At 45.6% G+C, this 15,453-nt stretch carries 16 protein-coding genes and 1 riboswitch; of the genes, 12 read left to right on the top strand and 4 right to left on the bottom strand.

What is annotated here, in order from left to right; genetic code table 11:
- The first annotated feature begins 2 nt into the window (after window positions 1–2).
- Window positions 3–1,181, top strand: a complete 1,179-nt coding sequence (locus EPH95_RS09330; RefSeq protein WP_142089369.1) for an acetyl-CoA C-acetyltransferase — start codon at window positions 3–5, stop codon at window positions 1,179–1,181.
- Between the two features lie 20 nt (window positions 1,182–1,201).
- Window positions 1,202–2,986, top strand: a complete 1,785-nt coding sequence (locus EPH95_RS09325; RefSeq protein WP_142089366.1) for an acyl-CoA dehydrogenase family protein — start codon at window positions 1,202–1,204, stop codon at window positions 2,984–2,986.
- Window positions 2,987–3,084: 98 nt separating this feature from the next.
- Here the strand turns inward: EPH95_RS09325 and EPH95_RS09320 are convergent, their stop codons facing one another.
- Entirely contained in the window at window positions 3,085–4,011 is a 927-nt protein-coding gene (locus EPH95_RS09320; protein ID WP_142089364.1) for a prenyltransferase, read from the bottom strand.
- A 153-nt stretch (window positions 4,012–4,164) separates the two neighbouring features.
- Between EPH95_RS09320 and EPH95_RS09315 the strand changes: the two genes are divergently transcribed.
- Window positions 4,165–4,521: an arsenate reductase family protein gene (locus tag EPH95_RS09315; protein ID WP_142089362.1), complete on the top strand. Its 357-nt coding sequence runs from the start codon at window positions 4,165–4,167 to the stop codon at window positions 4,519–4,521.
- Between the two features lie 20 nt (window positions 4,522–4,541).
- Entirely contained in the window at window positions 4,542–4,925 is a 384-nt protein-coding gene (gene gcvH, locus EPH95_RS09310) for a glycine cleavage system protein GcvH (protein WP_142089360.1), read from the top strand.
- 105 nt (window positions 4,926–5,030) lie between these two features.
- Here the strand turns inward: gcvH and EPH95_RS09305 are convergent, their stop codons facing one another.
- Window positions 5,031–5,342, bottom strand: a complete 312-nt coding sequence (locus tag EPH95_RS09305) for a winged helix-turn-helix transcriptional regulator (protein WP_142091568.1) — start codon at window positions 5,340–5,342, stop codon at window positions 5,031–5,033.
- 288 nt (window positions 5,343–5,630) lie between these two features.
- Here EPH95_RS09305 and wrbA point away from each other — a divergent pair, with 288 nt between their 5' ends.
- Complete coding sequence (gene wrbA / locus EPH95_RS09300) at window positions 5,631–6,314, top strand: NAD(P)H:quinone oxidoreductase (protein WP_142089358.1); 684 nt, start codon at window positions 5,631–5,633, stop codon at window positions 6,312–6,314.
- A gap of 14 nt (window positions 6,315–6,328) precedes the next feature.
- Complete coding sequence (locus EPH95_RS09295) at window positions 6,329–7,180, top strand: VOC family protein (protein WP_142089355.1); 852 nt, start codon at window positions 6,329–6,331, stop codon at window positions 7,178–7,180.
- 49 nt (window positions 7,181–7,229) lie between these two features.
- Here the strand turns inward: EPH95_RS09295 and EPH95_RS09290 are convergent, their stop codons facing one another.
- Both EPH95_RS09290 and EPH95_RS09285 read right to left on the bottom strand, forming a co-directional pair.
- Window positions 7,230–7,535 (bottom strand): hypothetical protein, encoded by a 306-nt coding sequence (locus EPH95_RS09290; protein WP_142089353.1) that lies wholly within the window; start codon window positions 7,533–7,535, stop codon window positions 7,230–7,232.
- Between the two features lie 26 nt (window positions 7,536–7,561).
- Complete coding sequence (locus tag EPH95_RS09285; RefSeq protein WP_142089351.1) at window positions 7,562–9,217, bottom strand: M20/M25/M40 family metallo-hydrolase; 1,656 nt, start codon at window positions 9,215–9,217, stop codon at window positions 7,562–7,564.
- Between the two features lie 153 nt (window positions 9,218–9,370).
- A riboswitch (SAM riboswitch) is annotated at window positions 9,371–9,478 on the top strand.
- 113 nt (window positions 9,479–9,591) lie between these two features.
- Here EPH95_RS09285 and EPH95_RS09280 point away from each other — a divergent pair.
- The 6 genes from EPH95_RS09280 to sufC all read left to right on the top strand — a co-directional run bounded on the left by EPH95_RS09280 (window position 9,592) and on the right by sufC (window position 15,441).
- Entirely contained in the window at window positions 9,592–10,614 is a 1,023-nt protein-coding gene (locus tag EPH95_RS09280; RefSeq protein ID WP_142091567.1) for a methionine ABC transporter ATP-binding protein, read from the top strand.
- Entirely contained in the window at window positions 10,607–11,263 is a 657-nt protein-coding gene (locus EPH95_RS09275; protein ID WP_142089349.1) for a methionine ABC transporter permease, read from the top strand. The genes EPH95_RS09280 and EPH95_RS09275 overlap by 8 nt, the downstream gene beginning before the upstream one ends.
- 13 nt (window positions 11,264–11,276) lie before the next feature.
- Window positions 11,277–12,152, top strand: coding sequence for a MetQ/NlpA family ABC transporter substrate-binding protein (locus tag EPH95_RS09270; RefSeq protein WP_142089347.1), 876 nt, complete (start codon window positions 11,277–11,279; stop codon window positions 12,150–12,152).
- A gap of 226 nt (window positions 12,153–12,378) precedes the next feature.
- Window positions 12,379–13,695, top strand: a complete 1,317-nt coding sequence (locus EPH95_RS09265) for an IS1380 family transposase (protein WP_142089345.1) — start codon at window positions 12,379–12,381, stop codon at window positions 13,693–13,695.
- A gap of 272 nt (window positions 13,696–13,967) precedes the next feature.
- Window positions 13,968–14,327, top strand: a complete 360-nt coding sequence (locus EPH95_RS09260) for a carboxymuconolactone decarboxylase family protein (protein WP_142089342.1) — start codon at window positions 13,968–13,970, stop codon at window positions 14,325–14,327.
- A 322-nt stretch (window positions 14,328–14,649) separates the two neighbouring features.
- Window positions 14,650–15,441 carry a Fe-S cluster assembly ATPase SufC gene (sufC, locus tag EPH95_RS09255; protein WP_142089340.1) on the top strand — a complete coding sequence of 264 codons (792 nt, stop codon included), beginning with the start codon at window positions 14,650–14,652 and terminating at the stop codon, window positions 15,439–15,441.
- The last annotated feature ends 12 nt before the right edge of the window (window positions 15,442–15,453 follow it).

The raw sequence follows: 15,453 nt of genomic DNA, 5'->3' as shown, positions 1-15,453 counted from the left end.
TGTTGAAAGAAGCGGTTATTGTAGCTGGAGCACGGACACCCGTAGGAAAAGCACAAAAAGGAACTCTTGCGCAGACACGGCCGGATGACTATGCAGCGGTAACGATTCAAGAAACGTTAAAAAGGGCGGGGGATTATGATCCTTCGGAAATCGACGATGTCGTGATCGGGTGTGCCATGCCTGAAGCAGAACAAGGGATGAACATGGCCCGTAATATTTCCGCGTTGGCAGAATTGCCTTATACCGTACCTGCCGCGACGATTAATCGTTATTGCGCTTCCGGCTTGCAAAGCATTGGGTATACTGCTGAACGTATCATGCTCGGCCACTCGAAAGCGGCCATTGCCGGTGGCGCTGAGTCGATGAGCCTTATTCCGATGGGTGGCCATGTGATCGCGCCTAACGCGAAACTCGTGGAGGATGCCCCGGAATACTACATGCAGATGGGCCATACGGCTGAACAAGTGGCGCAAGAGTTTGATGTGAGCCGGGAAGATCAAGATGCGTTTGCGGCGGAAAGCCATAAGCGGGCAGCGGCAGCGATTGAGGCAGGCCGATTTGAAGAAGAAATCGTCCCGGTAGAAGTCACGCAACGGTCCGTTGGAAGCGACAACAAGCTGCAGGAAAAAACAATTACGTTTTCCCGTGATGAAGGGGTACGGCCGGATACAACGGCAGAAAAACTTAGCGGCTTGCGTCCGGTGTTTCACCCGAAAGGGAGTGTGACTGCAGGGAACGCCTCGCAAACGAGCGATGGCGCAGCCTCCGTGCTCGTCATGGATCGCGAGAAGGCAGAAGCAGACGGTCTGAAACCCCTTGCCAAGTTTCGCGGCATGGCAGTTTCCGGTGTGCGTCCCGAGGTGATGGGCATCGGTCCCGTCGAAGCCATCCCGAAAGTGCTTGATATTGTAGGGTTGAGCAAAGAGGACATTGGCCTATTCGAATTAAATGAAGCGTTTGCTTCCCAATCCTTGCAGGTCATTCGCGAACTGGGGATTGATCATGACAAGGTGAATGTCAATGGCGGAGCGATTGCGCTCGGACATCCACTCGGCTGTACCGGCACGAAGCTCACGCTCTCATTGATTCACGAAATGAAGCGAAGAAACGAGCAGTTTGGCATCGTCACAATGTGTATCGGCGGCGGCATGGGTGCAGCAGGCGTGTTTGAATTACTATAAGGATAAGGGAGAGATCACTAATGGCGGAAACCATGAAAACAAGCATTAAAGGCGGCGGCTTTTTACTGGGAGAAGTGGACAAAAATGATGTGTTTACACCGGAGGAATTCACGGAAGAACACAATATGATCGCGAAGACGACGGAGGACTTCGTCCAAGGAGATGTAGGGCCGCAGATCGACCGTATTGAAAACCATGAATTTGAGGTCTCCCGGGATCTTTTGGCGAAAGCCGGAAAACTTGGGTTGCTCGGTGCGGATGTCCCCGAAAAATATGAAGGGCTCAGTCTTGATAAAATCAGTTCAACCCTCATCACCGAAAAGTTTTCCGGAGCGGGCGGCTTTTCGCTCAGTCACGGCGCTCATGTTGGCATTGGATCCCAGCCGATTGTATTTTTCGGTAATGAAGAGCAGAAGAAAAGATACCTTCCGGATCTCGCGAGCGGAAGAAAAATTGCAGCTTACGCGTTAACCGAGCCTAGTTCGGGCTCCGACGCGCTTAGTGCGAAAACAACGGCTGTGTTAAACGATGCAGATACTCATTACGTTTTGAACGGGGAGAAGCAATGGATCACCAACTCGGCCTTCGCCGACGTATTTATCGTTTACGCCCAAATCGACGGCGACAAATTTACCGCGTTCATTGTGGAGCGTGAATATGACGGTGTTTCAACCGGACCCGAAGAAAAGAAAATGGGCATTAAAGGATCATCGACAAGGACCCTCATTCTTGAAGATGTTCAGGTGCCGAAAGAAAATGTGCTCGGTGAAATCGGGCGCGGGCATATCATCGCTTTTAATATCTTGAACATGGGCCGTTACAAACTTGGTGTCGGATGTCTCGGGGGGAGCAAGCGCGCCATTGAATTGGCAGCATCTTACGCAACCGAGCGCAAGCAGTTTAATACCCCGATTGCCCGTTTTACAACGATCCAGGAGAAACTGGCTTCAATGACTGCGAGAACGTTTGCCCTTGAAAGCGCGATTTATCGCACCGGCGGGTTGTTTGAGAAGCAACTTGGCGAGTTGACGGAAGAAGAACAAGAAGATGGTTCACGTATCGCGAAAGGCATTGCCGAATATGCCATTGAATGCTCGTTAACGAAAGTCTCCGGTTCGGAAACGTTGGATTACACGGCGGATGAAGCGGTGCAAATTCACGGCGGCTACGGATTTATGGCAGAATACGAAGTGGAGCGTATGTATCGCGACTCCCGTATAAACCGTATTTTTGAGGGGACTAACGAGATTAACCGCTTGCTCGTTCCGGGAACATTAATCCGGAAAACAATGAAAGGGGAACTGCCTTTCCTTGAACAGGCAACCGGTTTGCAAGAAGAACTGATGAGTTTTATGCCGGAAGAACCGGGAGACGAACCACTGGAAAAAGAGAAGTATCTACTCGCTAATGCGAAGAAAATATTCCTAATGGGCACCGGCAATGCCATGCAAAAGTATGGAGAGAACATCGAAGACGAACAGGAACTTCTTTTGAATACAGCAGATATTGTCAATGAGATTTACAATATGGAATCCGCGATCGCGCGTACGGAAAAGGCCATTGAAAAAAATGGCGTTGAAAACGAAACAATGAAACTGTTGCTCACGCAAGTTATTTGTGAAGAAGGATTGCAAAGCATTGAAGCAGACGTAAAAGAATCCCTCATTCACATGGAAGAAGGGGATACCTTGCGCACCATGCTTTCCATGTTGAGAAAACTTACCCGCCGCACACCGGTAAATGTGATTGGTTTGAAGCGGGAAATCGCGGACAGAGTAATTGCGAAGAAAAAATATGAAGTATAATGAAGAAAACCCGCGTCCTTGATATGGCGCGGGTTTTATGATTTAGTATCGATGTAGCATCCTTTAATAATCCTAAAAGAATTCTTTAAGAACCCTATTTAAATGAAAATCCCCAGCCAGATTGCATTGACGATGGCTAACAGCAGCATAATTTTTTCGCTAGTGGCTACCTGTTGTTCATCATTTACATTCATTTTTTTCACAATAATGATTGAGGCGGTGACAATTACAAGCAGCCCCAAGGCGGCCCATAGCCGTTCCGTTCCCAGCCAAAAAACACCTGTTCCGGTTAAAAAAAGATAAAACAAAGCCGGTAATCGACTATATGTCTGCCCAAATTTCTCCATTGCCCATACGACAGTTGTTCGTTTCTTTGGCGATGCTTGTTGATCGGCGTTCCGGTCAGGGATGTGGTGGACCATAACCCATGACACACAAAAGAGTGCATTGACAGCTGCGTTTTGCCACGCCCATACAGGGATCCCATCCAATGCCAGCAAGGCGCCTGCCAATCCAAGCGCCAGCATAGATGGAAATAAACTGAACACCTCCCCGGCAAACGGACGGTAACTGAGCAGTAACGGAAGCCGTGAATAGGAAACGGCTGCCCATAGACCAATCAATAACAAAATGGAAATGGTGTAAGAACCAAGGAAAGTAAATATAATACAGGAAATGATAATTGCATAGATCAGACGGTTGCCAAGCTTATTTAGGTCATCCACGGAGAAATACCCATCCTGCGTAACGCGGCTTCCGCCCGAGAGAATGGCCGGACTGTGTTCGTCCGTGCCTGATTTATAATCGGAGACATCGTTTAATATATGGGTAAGGACACCGTGGAATAAGAGCGCCCCACCGATTAAAAGCATAAAAAGCGGTATGAGGAAATCTGCCGAAATCGAGTAATATAAGCTGAGCGGAAGCATCGTGGATAGAATAGTTGCAAAACTTGAAGAGGCGACGGCCATGAATCGCAGCAATTGCCAGCTTCCTTGAATGAACGATAGCGCTCGGGTAGCCATGGGAGAAAGCTCCTTTTTTGTCGATAGATATATCTATTATAATATATCTGATCCATGAAACGGGGAAATTTTTCAATCTCTACAGTATAAACGTTTGTAAAAATATCGTATAATGATGAGTGAACCGTTGCGGTACATAAAGGAGGTTGAGATTTGCTTACCGTTTTTAGTTATCCACCATGCGGCACATGCCAAAAAGCGAAGAAGTGGCTGGATGCCCATGAGGTGTCCTATGAAGAAAGACATATTGTTAAGGAACCGCCGACACGTGAAGAACTCCAAGACCTAAAGGAAAAGAGCGGACTGGAATGGAAGAAGTTCTTTAATGCGAGCGGGAAAAAATATCGCGAAATGGGCCTGAAGGACAAGCTTCCGGAAGCAAATGAAGAAACGATCATCGACTGGTTAACGTCAGACGGGATGCTGGTCAAACGGCCGATTGTGACCAATGGGAAAACAGTTACGCTTGGGTTTAAGGAAGCGGAGTTTCTCGATAATTGGAAAAAATAGTTTGAACAGGAGGAGATAGCATGGCTTCACCAAAAGAATTAAAGTATTCGCAAGAACACGAATGGGTAAAAGAAGAAGGAGACAATGTTCGAATTGGGATTACAACCTTCGCGCAAGATGAACTGGGGGACATCGTATTCGTTGAGCTTCCGGAAGTGGGCGATCAGATTGAAGTGAATGAGCCATTTGGCAGTGTGGAGTCGGTAAAAACCGTTTCCGAACTGTACGCGCCGGTAAGCGGCAAAGTATTGGAAATTAATGAAGAACTGGAAGACTCCCCGGAATTTGTTAATGAATCCCCGTATGACAAAGCATGGATGGTGGTCGTCGAGCTTTCCGATAAAGCTGAGTTGGACCAATTGATGAGTGCCGAGGCATATGATGAAATGGTTGGCGAAGATTAATAAAAAAAAGCGGATCCGCTTCCAGTGAGGAACGGCTCCGCTTTTTTTATTTGGAAAACCGGCATTCCTGATTACTCCTCTCCCACTTCGCATAAAAATAGATGCTTACGTTTCCAGCCACGTCTGCGACCAATGCTCCAATTCATTCATCAAAGGTTCCAAAGCCAATCCTTTTGCTGTTAATGAATACTCAATGCGAATCGGTGTTTCCGGAAACACTTCTCGTTTCACGATTCCTTCTTTCTCTAAGTTCTTCAATCTATCTGACAAGAGTCGGCCGCTAATCCCAATCGCGGTTTCAACTGTACAAAATCGTTGCGGACCATTTAGTAACTGAAAAATCACAAGTCCAGTCCATCGTTGACTTAAAATACTCATTGCTTTTTCGAATTTAGGACAGAGTTGAGTAGAGGTCATCATTCCATCACTCCTTGCTTATTATTTTAGCATAAAAAATTACTTTACGTAACAATCTATATTGACATAAGTTAATAATTAAACTAAAGTTAATTACATAAGGTAAGTTATTTACTAGGGCAGTACGAATGGATTTGCTTATGACTTAGCATTGCTGGCTATGGCTATTTATATCTTTTTAGCGAACAACATCCCTTTGTCGGTGGACAATATTCTTTTTCGAGGTAATCATTCCCAGCTTAAATTTGCGGAAACATAAAATTATAAGCATAAACGGAGGTGTTTTAAATGGGTCTTTTTGACAAACTATTTGGCAAAAAAAAGAAAACAGACTCAGAATCAGACTCAAAACAAAAGGAACAACCAAAGGTGAAAGTAGCAGTTATTTATTACAGCTCTACAGGAACAAATTATCAATTGGCAAAATGGGCAGAGGAGGGAGCCAAACAAGAGGGAGCCGAGGTGAAACTCGTGAAAGTTGCCGAACTTGCTCCACAAACAGCGATTGATTCAAATTCGGCTTGGAAAGCGCATTTGGAGGAAACGAAAGATGTGCCGGAAGCCTCTGTCGACGATCTGGAATGGGCGGACGCATTTATTTTCAGCACGCCAACGCGTTTCGGTAATTTGCCATCGCAAATGAAACAATTTCTTGATACGGCAGGTGGACTTTGGGGGCAAGGGAAGCTTGTCAATAAAGTGGCAAGCGGAATTTCCTCGGCCGGGAACCCTCGCGGTGGCCAGGAAAAAACGGTTAAGCACCTGTATACAACGATGATGCATTGGGGTGCAATCATTGCTGCACCGGGATATACAAGTCCAGTCGCTTTTTCATCAGGCGGGAACCCTTATGGCACAAGTGTAACCGTTGGAGATGAAGGGATGCAGGAAGACGTGCAGGAAGCCGTAAAAGATCAAGCAAAACGAACCGTTACAGTAACGTCTATGGTGAAAGAAGGACAGGAAAAATAAAGGGGATAGGAAAAATGGGGTATCACAGCAAACCGAATACATTTGTCGAGCATGTAACGGTCAAGGTGAAAGATTTAGAGCGTTCGCTTCACTTTTATCAAGAAGTGATCGGTTTTAACATTCTGGAACAAACAAAAACGACTGCTGAATTAACGGCAGACGGAAAAACGAGCTTGTTAACAGTCGAAGAACTGGATAACCCGGCGCCGAAACAGGGAAGAGCAACAGGGCTGTACCACTATGCCCTTCTTTTGCCGCGCCGTTCCGATTTGGCGGATATTGTCCATCATTTTGTCGAAAAAGGCATTCAAATCGGATCTTCAGACCATTTAGTGAGTGAATCCCTCTATTTAGCGGACCCGGACGGGAACGGAATTGAAATCTATGCAGACCGCCATCCTTCGAAATGGAAATGGAACAACGGGCAAGTGGCGATGGCTGTAGATCCGTTAAATTTCCAGGATCTTTTGGCCGAAAAGAAAAAGGGCGAGACGTGGAAAGGGCTTCCCGCCGGCACGATTATGGGGCATATCCATTTACATGTTTCAGACTTGCAGGAGACGAAGGAATTTTATACGAAAGGGCTCGACTTTGAAGTTGTCAGTCAATTGGGAGGTCAAGCGCTTTTCATCTCCACCGGAGACTACCATCACCATCTCGGCTTAAATACTTGGATGGGCGCGGGTGCACCCGCGCCTGAGGCTAATAGTACCGGTTTAAAATTCTTTACATTAAGGCTCCCCGATGCGGACGCGAGAGAGCGGGTAATCGCTGATGTCGAAAAAACCGGGGCTGAAGTTTCTGAGGAAAACGGCACATTTGTCACCTCAGACCCATCCGGAAATCGTATCCACTTAGTAATTTAATCTGTAATTTTAACGCTGTGCGTATAGAAACGTACAGTGCTTTTCATTTTCAATCCGGTTCCACTCGAACAAGAAATATTGCGATCAACGGATAAATGAGCAAGGGAACCATCCCAATATAAAACGTAAGCACAGGATCGAATGTAAAATCACGCAAAAAATCGTAAACAAGGGCAGCCAGCACAAAACTGACCGTGACGTAAAAGGTTAATTTGGCCAATTTGAGCAAGTTTGGATTGAGGGTATTCTCCTCATAGCAATGGGGGCAAGTGATCAAAGATTCTTTTAAACGTTTTTTTGCGCGTGTTTGATAAGGTATTTTCTTCTCGCAATGATTACAATGCAGCCCGGCCATATAACGGAACCTCCCTGAAAAAGCGTTTATTTTTCGAAGATACGGGCTGTCACGTCCCGGATCAACCCCGGTAAAATCCGGAAACTAAAAGGTTTGTACAGACGCTCGCTCCATTGGTGGGCATCTTTTCCGTACACCCCCATGTTGAGAGCAGGGATGTTTAGGTCGCGAATCTCTTCGATGGGTATATTGTATGCGTCGTTTTGATTTCCCCATCGCGGGAAGTTATCAACAAGAGCGGTCATTTCTTCATCGCTTTCCTGGATAGCGAGATAGCTACTATCAGAAATAAAAGGAAAAAAGCGACGAACGCGATAGGTTTCTCCGCTTTCTTTTTCGGAGACTTTCAGCGATTCCGAGAGTGCTTCCAATATGCGGTCATGCCTTTCCACCCCTTTTTGTAAGTAATTATGGGGAAGAAATGGAGCTGCATAAAAAAGAACGACTCTCGGTTTGCGGGCAGGATCCAACATTTGCATCGCTTCTACAATCTTGAAAAAACGCTCGCGAATGTCGAGGTGTCGGAAAATGTGCGATGTATGGCGGATCGTATCGGCAACCGGGACGTTTAACGCTTCCAACTCCTTCTTAAAAGCATCAAACGTAGTGACTTCGATCGACCAATCGTAGTCTTTCGGTTCTCTTCCCATTCGTTTCATATAGTTGTGATATCGGTTCTCGTATTCTTTTGACACTTCTTCTGCAGATGTTTGGGCGATATCCAACAATTGTGCTGTAGCTTCACGTACGGTGCGTTCATATAAACAAAAATTAAAGTAGATGTAAGCGCTCGTTGCGGTTTGCACGTCATACGCTTGCTTGTTGTCCCGTTGATACAAACAGGTTGGCGGCAAAATGAATTCGTCTTCTATATGTTCGGCGATCTCGGCATTGTTATGAAGTTCCAAGTTTAACTTCGATGTTATCGACGTTGGATTCACCTTCGTCATTGTGTCGCCGACGTGGCTTTCTTTTCCGGCTACATAAAAACACGGCAATATTTTTCCGCACGTGCCCGTGTACATATATCGCGTGTCGTCTCCTTCATACTGAGGAGAAATATAGTCATTGTTGATGGCGGCCTTATAGTAAAGCCCCCAAGCGCTTCGGAGTCGTTGTAATTCTGTGACTGCAGCCGTCATGCCCGCGTGTTCGCTTTCTTCATCGGCTGTGATGAGAAAGAGGATATTTCCCGCTGGTCGCTCGTGTTCCGCGTATCGAAGCAGGTTCACGAGGTGAACGGCAATCCCGCTTTTCATGTCCGCCGTTCCTCGCCCGAACAACCAATCGCCGGATGCGGCATCTTCCCGTATTTCCTCATTTTGCATATCCGAGGCAAAATGTGCGAGCAATGCCTCCGGATCGAATGCTTGCGCATTTAGTGTGCCATAATCTTCAATGCCCACCGTGTCATAATGGGCATGGTAAAGAATTGTTTCTTTTTCGTTCGACGTTCCAGGCAAAAAAGCGAAAACATTCTTGCGTTTATCATTAGGGATTGTCTGTAACCAAATGTGTTCCGGGTGTTTTTGGAAATATGGAAAGGAACGAATCATTTTATGTATTTCATTGGATATATTGATTTCCCCCGTGCTCCCGTTCGTGCTATCGAGAGCGACGAGCTTCGCCGTTAGCCATTCGGCCTGATCCGACTCCCGCAAAGTTGCTAACTGCTCATACATGATGGAAAACTCCTTTCCGAAGATGTTGCTACATCTATTGTAACGCGCCAACTTTGATAATTATAGATTCATTTATGTCTGACGGCCGCCGATCGTATGCATTGACACGTTTGGGGGCTGGTGCTAAAATAAATGCATTCATAGTGAATACTATTCTTATCCGGAGAGGCGGAGGGACTGGCCCGATGAAGCCCGGCAACCAGTAATTGCGATTACAAAGGTGCCAATTCCTGCAAGGTGCTTATCCTTGGAAGATGAGACAGAAATCTTGCGTAACCTTTCTGCTCATCGTAGGGCAAAAGGTTTATTTTTTTGATGAAACTACACTGAGCTTATCAGGATAGTAGGAAATAAAAAGAAAGGAGGTCATGCTGCTGATACATCTGAATAACGTCTCGAAAACTTTTCAATTAAAAGATCACTCCATTGAAGCGGTGAAAGAGATTAATCTCGACATTGAAAAGGGAGAAATTTTCGGGATTGTTGGGTACAGCGGTGCAGGGAAAAGTACGCTTGTGCGGCTCCTGAATCGGTTGGAAGCGCCCACTACCGGGACGTTAAAAATTGCGGAAAATGATATGTTGAATCTTTCCAATCGAGATTTAAGGGGCGCGAGGCAAGAGATCAGCATGATCTTTCAGCATTTTAATCTCCTTTGGTCGCGAACCGTTCGGGAGAATATTGCTTTTCCCCTTGAAGTTGCCGGTATTTCCAAGGCCAAACGTTATGAGCGTGTAGAAGAGTTGATTGATCTCGTTGGTTTAAAAGGCCGGGAAGCATCTTATCCTTCCCAGCTGAGCGGCGGACAGAAGCAACGGGTCGGTATCGCCCGGGCGCTTGCCAATGAGCCGAAAGTGCTTTTGTGCGATGAGGCAACTTCCGCGCTTGATCCGCGAACCACCGGCGCGATTCTCGATTTGCTCCACGATATTAATCAGAAGCTAGGGCTCACGATCGTAATCATCACCCATGAAATGCAAGTCGTCCAAAAAATTTGTTCACGTGTTGCCGTAATGGAAGATGGCAGGATCGTCGAGCTTGGAAATGTGTTGGATGTCTTTAAGAATCCCCAGCAAGAGATTACGAAAACATTCGTCAAGCAAGTCACCGACCCGGAAGATTCCAATGAAGCCATCGAAGAGCAGCTCAAACGGGAAGAGGGGACTGTTATCCGCTTGACGTTTGTCGGAGACGACGCAGAAAAACCGGTTGTATCCGAATTAATCCGCTCGTTTGGTGTGACGGTGAATATTTTACAGGGGAATATTGCCAAGACTCAACATGGAAGCTATGGCAGTTTGTACGTATCCGTTGATGGTGATGAGGAGCAACTAAAAGAAGCCATTCAATTTCTGCACGATCACCGGGTGGAAGCAGAGGTGATTGCCGATGCTTGAAAACGTTGATTGGGGAAACATGCTGGAAGCCACCTGGGAGACACTTTATATGAGCGGGATCGCGATCGTGTTTACTTTTTTCTTGGGCATCATTCTTGGTCTCATTCTTTTCTTATCTTCGAAAGGCCAACTTTGGGAAAATAAAATGGTAAACAGCGCTAGCACCGGATTTGTAAATATTTTTCGTTCCGTGCCATTCATCATATTGATCATTTTGCTTATTCCATTTACGAATTTTGTTATGGGAACAATGCTTGGGCCGAATGCGGCTCTGCCGGCGCTCGTGATCGGTTCGGCAGCTTTTTATGCCCGCCTCGTGGAAATCGGTTTGCGCGAAGTGGACAAAGGAGTTGTGGAAGCAGCCAGATCAATGGGGTCAAACCAAAGGCAAATTATTTTTAAAGTGTTCATTCCGGAATCGTTGCCGGCGCTTGTCTCCGGCATTACGGTTACCGCGATCCTGCTCGTCAGCTATACAGCGATGGCGGGAGTAATTGGAGCCGGCGGTTTAGGGGACCTGGCATTTCGGGACGGTTTTCAGCGAAATAGCACGGATGTGACGATCGTAGCGACCGTCATCATTTCAGTGATCGTTTTTATTGTTCAAGGAATCGGAGACATTGTTACACGCAAAATAGATAAAAGGTAAGGGGAGAATCGAATTGAATAAGTTTTATAAACTGATCGCTTTAGGGACATTGTCGACTGTGCTTGTCGCTTGTGGCGCGGATGAGGAAACCGCTGACGAGGAGCAAGCTAATGAAAATGGCGGGGACACGGAAGTTGATGAAGGTGAAGAGAGCTCTGAGTTGGTCATTGGTGCCACTAACGTGCCTCATGCTGAAATTCTCGAGGTTGCGGAAGATCAACTTGCCGAAGAAGGAATCGATTTGGAAATTGAAACGTTCAATGACTACGTGCTGCCCAACCAGGCGCTTGATAACGGGGACCTAGATGCAAACTTTTATCAACACATTCCATTCCTCGAGGACCAGATGGATGAATTCGGTTATGACTTTGTTGATGCCGGCGGCGTTCATATTGAACCGATCGGTGTATACAGCCAGGAATATGACAGCCTTGAAGCATTACCGGAAGGGGCAACCATCCTCATGAGCGATTCCGTAGCTGATCATGGCCGTGTGTTGACAATGTTTGAAGATGCAGGCCTGATTGAACTGGGGGATGTTGATGGAGTGGAAGCGACCATTGATGATATCGAAGAGAATCCGAATGACTACGAGTTTGAACCACAATATGAAGCGGCACTCCTGCCGCAAGCCTATGAAAATAACGAAGGCGACGCTGTGTTGATTAACTCCAACTATGCCATCGACTATGACTTGTCTCCACTTGAAGATTCAATTGAATCGGAATCCGCAGATTCTGATAATCCGTATGTGAATGTGATTGCGGTGAACAGCGGGGATGAAGACGACGAAGACATCGCTACCCTAGTAGAGGTTTTGCAGTCGGAGGAAGTTCAGGATTTTATTGAAGAAGAGTATGATGGAGCAGTCGTGCCCGTCGACGAATAAGGAGTAGGGCCAACTAAAACATCCGCAGGATTTGCGGATGTTTTTTATGGGGAGGCATACGGATGAAAATGTATCCTGAACTATTCATAGAAATTCCAAAGTGACTTACGAAACCTTGGCTATCAAGGCATTCACCTGAATTAAGTATTCATCAAATAAATGAAAAAAGAATCCATTTCTGTTAGAGTTAAATTATCCCAAAATAACCACAGAAAGGATTCTTCTAATGGCTACTTTAACGCAAATAACCCTGGATTTCAATCGCAAAATGAAGCTGTCGAATGATGGAGGTGCTCTTTCCTCTGATACAGGAGAGGTCTTATTTCGAGAATTCGATGAAAAACTTGGATTTTTCCATACCCTGGATAAACATCTGCACCTTCAAGACGAGAGACTGTATCATGTGCATTCGAATGAGCACATGCTTCGTCAAAAGATTTATCAGATGATTGCCGGCTATGATGAAGATGATGCGGCGGATCAATTAACGGATGATCCCGTGTTTAGGCAAATCATTGGAACGGATGCGTTAGCTTCTCAACCCAGTTTATCCCGATTTTTTGCTCGGTTTGACACAGCATCTATCAAACAATTAAATCAAGCTAACCAGGAGCTTTTAGATAAAGTTCATCAAGCGAGGGGCTCAAAAAGTCTTATCTTTGATTTGGACTCCACGCATGCCGATACATACGGCGAACAAGAATCGACCGATTACAATGCGCATTATGGAACCGTCGGCTATCATCCTCTCGTTGCTTTCGATGGTATAACCGGTGATTTTATGAAGGCTCAACTCCGACCAGGCAACGTCTATACATCTAATGGGGTTGTGGATTTTGTAAAGCCCCTGATCACCCATTACAATGAAATGTTTCCGGAAACGATCCCATTTCTGCGTGGGGACAGTGGCTTTGCGGTTCCAGAGCTGTATGAGTTACTTGAAGACGAATCCGTCTATTATGTCATTCGTTTGAAATCCAACGCCAACCTGCAACGACTAGCCGATGAACTGCATCCGGCAACGCCGCCATCTGACGTTACACAAACCGAATGCTATTATGAGGAAACCGAATACCAAGCCAAATCATGGGCCAAGCCCAGAAAAGTCATCATTCAATCCGTTCGTCCGGCAGGTGAATTGTTTTTTAAGCATGCCTTCTTTGTGACAAGCCTGTTCGATGCCTTCTCCCCCAAGGATATCGTCCGTTCCTACCAAAAACGCGGAACGATGGAGAATTATATCAAGGAAGCCAAAAATGGTTTTGACCTGGATCGAATGAGCAGCCACTCGTTTCAGGCTAACGAAACAAGGATGATGTTCAGTTTATTAGCTTACAATTTAACCAACTGGCTACGCACCCTTTGTTTTCCGAAAGAACAAAAACGCATGCAAATCCAAACCATACGATCAAAGATCATCAAAGTGGCAAGCAAATTGGTGAAATCAGGGCGTTCGCTTTATTTCAAATTATCTTCAAGCTTTGTCTATGAAACCTTTTTCTGGAATGTGCTCAATCGTATTCAAAGGTTAAGACTAGAGTGACATGTGATCGCTCCTCTTTTTTTAAAAGCCACTTCAAGACCAAGGGAGACGTATGTCCCAAAAAGGGCATTTTTCAGCGCTTGACGCTATACTTCGTCACAATGCTAATCATCACACCTCATTTTTTGAACCAAACCGAGAAATCGTTAGCTTTGATGTTCGTTCACGCTTTTACTTGGAGGTATGAATAATTCAGGTGTATGTATTTTTTTCCTTTTCTTGCACATGCTAATCGGAATGAAAAGACTTTTTTAATAAAGGGAGATGAACCGATGGCACAAGAGGACACATTTATTGATGAAGCCTTGCAGGAATACAAAGATGGGATGAGCTATTTATCGGGGCAGCTGCCGAAACTCACAAGAAAATACAATGCGTTTGTGGAAACGTGTTTTTCGGAAGGGGAACTGAAAGCCAAAGATAAATACCTCATCGCCCTTGCGATTAGTGTTTGTATGAACGAAGAATATTCCATTATTAATCACACGAAAAACTGCATTGATGAAGATTGCAGTGAAGAGGAAATGATGGAAGCTGTAGGGGTGGCGGTTTCCTTTGGCGGCGACGCAGCCTTAAGCCAGGCGGTCACCGTAGTGCGTGACGCCATTGGAACGTTTGATGCCGGTTCATGAAAGCGGCAATTGATAATGAATGAGAATAAAAAAGCACGTCTGGTAACCTTTGGATCAGGCGTTTTCTTTATTGCGCCATTTCGGCGGCTAATGTTTGAAACGTGTCGCACAAACCTTCATAATAGGAAGTGGAAGTCTAATAACGTGTGTGGGGCAAATTTATTTTGCAGGTTTTGCCCTTAAAGAAAGGAGATATGATTCGTTGAAGATATATGCCTAATCCCTTGAATGAAGATTGAATTTGTTATAAACTAATAATGATGATAGATTGAGAAACATTCGCAACGGATTTCGTTGCAGTATGATAAATGGAGGTTTTAAAATGGCTGGATCAACGTTGAAAATTAAAGATTTGCACGTTGAAATTGAAGGAAACGAGATTATTAAAGGTTTCAATTTAGAAATAAATGGCGGTGAAATTCACGCCATTATGGGTCCGAACGGTACAGGGAAATCAACCCTTGCTTCAGCAATCATGGGCCATCCAAGTTATGAAATTACAAAGGGAAGTGTCGAGCTCGACGGCGAAGATGTCCTTGAAATGGAAGTGGACGAGCGCGCGCGGGCCGGTATGTTCCTCGCTATGCAATATCCAAGCGAAGTTACCGGTGTAACGACATCCGATTTCCTGCGTACATCGATGAATGCGAATCGTGAAGAAGGCGATCAAATTCCGTTGATGAAGTTCATCAAAAAGATGGATAAACAAATGGAGACCCTCGACATGGATGAAGCGTTCTCGACTCGCTATCTAAACGAAGGTTTCTCCGGCGGGGAGAAAAAGCGGAATGAAATCCTGCAACTTCTCATGTTGGAACCGAAGATTGCAATTTTGGACGAAGTTGACTCCGGCCTTGACATTGACGCATTAAAGGTTGTTTCCAAAGGCGTGAACAGCATGCGTTCCGACGATTTCGGATGCTTGATTATTACCCACTATCAGCGTCTGCTTAACTACATCGAGCCGGACTATGTCCATGTCATCATGCAAGGGCGCATCGTTAAATCCGGAGATGCATCACTGGCTCAGCGTCTTGAAAATGAAGGATACGACTGGATCAAAGAAGAACTCGGCATTGAAGATGAGCGTGTAGGGCAAAGTCAGGAAGCGTAAAGGTAGGAGGTG

Origin of the sequence: Salicibibacter halophilus, assembly GCF_006740705.1 — a bacterium.
Taxonomy (GTDB): domain Bacteria; phylum Bacillota; class Bacilli; order Bacillales; family Marinococcaceae; genus Salicibibacter; species Salicibibacter halophilus.
This window is presented reverse-complemented; position numbering and strand designations above follow the sequence as displayed.